The organism is Exiguobacterium oxidotolerans JCM 12280, from assembly GCF_000702625.1.
GTDB lineage: Bacteria > Bacillota > Bacilli > Exiguobacteriales > Exiguobacteriaceae > Exiguobacterium_A > Exiguobacterium_A oxidotolerans.
The window spans coordinates 1-2,580 of the sequence record NZ_JNIS01000003.1 but is presented as its reverse complement, the minus strand read 5'-3'; the positions used below and the strand labels follow the sequence as shown (position 1 = coordinate 2,580).

General features: G+C 45.0%; 1 protein-coding gene. It reads left to right on the top strand.

The window, feature by feature from the left end:
- Positions 1-325: 325 nt before the first annotated feature.
- Complete coding sequence (locus P403_RS0115890) at positions 326-1,117, top strand: hypothetical protein (RefSeq protein WP_029333663.1); 792 nt, start codon at positions 326-328, stop codon at positions 1,115-1,117.
- The last annotated feature ends 1,463 nt before the right edge of the window (positions 1,118-2,580 follow it).

Below are 2,580 nucleotides of genomic sequence, written 5' to 3'. Positions count from 1 at the left end.
CGGATCCGTGAAGCGAGCGATCGGCTCTGTCAGGAACGAGGATTGTCCATCATCGTGAAAAAGGATGCTCCGGTTCGCTATACATTGGCGGAGAAAGCCCTTCTCGAGAAGGGCAAGACCTCTTGGAAGGACGAGATCCGGACGAAGATTGAGGAAGCGAAGCAAGAAACGACGGACTACGAAGCATTCAAGGGCTATCTGCTTGAAAAACATCAGGTTGAAGTACGAGAACGGGGAAACACAACGACGTATTACGATCATGCGAATAACAAACGAGTACGAGACAACAAACTAGGGGCAGATTACGAGAGGGAGGTCATCAAGGATGGGTTTGAAAGACCAATTGAAGGCGAAAGAACAAACGATGGTGAAGTCGGAAGACACACCGGAGTATCACGTGGAGAACGAGCAGAAAGCGACACCCCATCAGACGCAAGAACCCTTGATTCAGAACGAACAGGAGCTTCTGATGCGTCTGAGAGCCGTCGAGGGCTATCTGTCTACCGTCCTGCAGGAGGTCGTTCAGAAGGAGATGACGTTCCAACAGGAAATCGAGAATCTCGTTCAGATCAGCAAGGACACCGAAGAAGTGACGCATTTGATTATGAAGAATTCAACCGAAAGCTTGAACAGTCGAAGCAAGGAACTCGAAGAGCATACCAGCAAAATAAACGGACAACTTCAGGCATTAATCGAAACGTACTCGAGCCAACTCAGCAAGAACCAGCAAGTCCTTCACGAGCAGCTGAAGAACATACAGAGTACACACCTCGACCAATTGAACAGCAGCCACAAGCTGATCAGCGACCAACTCAGGCAAACGAGCGAGAAGGCCAACAGCAGCATAATCGCGCAACAAAGCGAACTAAAACAGATACTCGAGAACAACACACAGAAGATCGAGACCGAAATGAGCAATCTCAAGAGCAGACACGAACAGCAGCTAAACGAAATCACAACAAGTCTCAAGAGCAAGATTTCGAGCGTTAGAAGGGAAATTTTCATGACTGAATGGATAGACGCAGCCAAACAAGGACTAATGACAGCAATATTCCTCGTGCCGATCTATCTTATTATTCGTTTCATCGCTTCACTAGCAAATGTTAATCTGCCATAAATAAAGGAGATTTTTTTTATGAATACTAATGAATTTTTCGGTTGGAAAATCAACCTAGAAGAAGAGCTATACGCAGTAATTGATGAGAACGCTAAAAAAATGGTTGTAATGGGGATTTTATCGAGTTAACCGCCGTATTATGGATTGATAAAAAAGGTATTCTTCAACTAAAACCGACATGGGACTGCGTTATTTCAATTGACGATAAAGAAAAAATAATAACAATTCGTCAAGCAGAGGATTTGAATATGAAAGATGAGAGTTAAGAAGTAAGTAAATTTACATCAAAAAGTTTGTGAAAAGGGGCGATTTCGCCCCTTTTTTCGTGCTTGGCTCTGCAGCGTCGTCATCGTTGCGAGGAATTGTCATTTCACGCAACGATGATGAAATCAGTCAATCTCACTTCAAATAAGCTATATTTAACCTTCAAGGTCTTCGGCCTTACATAAGGAGGAATATGATGAAATATTCACTACTAGGAATCGCAATTATACTCTTTGGAGTAGGAATAATGTCGCATATAGTTCAACTGGTTATGCCTATCTGTTAGGGACGAAAATCGGTCTGATGATATCTTTCATCGGACTGATCATCAATGTACTTAGTCTTTTCATAGACAGCTATAGCAATAATCAGGAATAAAAAAAGAAAAAGCATAAGTTCCTTCTTCTCTCTGAGTTCCTTTTTACAATTTTTGCTTTCCTGATCTACCGCACTTCGTTCTCGGCGTTTACGCCTTCACTTCGTTTGCTGGCGCACTGCGTCACATTGAATGGACTCGCTTCGCTCCCTCCTTCAACGTTCCTCGCACGACATGTTCTCCAGTCTTTGATCTTCATCTTTCCTGCATTTTCTTTTCCTTTTTTTAATCAAAAAGACTTGATGCACTAGAAGAGCATGTGCATACTGCGGTAGGCAGGCGAGGAAAACGGCTGGATGGGCAGACTAACCCCTTGAAAATAAAAGGATTAAATCTGCCCAACGTTTCTGCGTCCAGTGTAGGACGAGGTATCCGTATGTCTAGGCGTTCCAAGACTGCAGGGAATCACGCCCCCACGATATGACTCGCTGCGCATCATCGCGCACACAAGGCGTTTCCACGCCCTACCTTGCTGCCTTTCGGCGACTCGTCATATAATCCACTCTGAAGTGGCCAGAAGCCACCTCAGGTCGTGTCACAGCAATCATACAGCCGCCTACTAGGAAATTCCCCACCGTTTGTCGTGGGACTGCCTACGGTCTCGTACCATATGACCCCGTCTGAACCTCTCCAACGATCTTTACCGTATCCATTCGGGACTTAGGCTATGTACAGGGCTCTCCGTCCTTCCCCTGCTAACGTCGCATCACCTACTGGAACTGCGGTGATGACCGATCTATTTTACTGCGTCGGCTAGATGAACCTACTCGTTTGAAGAGCGAGTGCAAACCTCTTTTTATGTAAAGCAAAACAAAAAGGACAT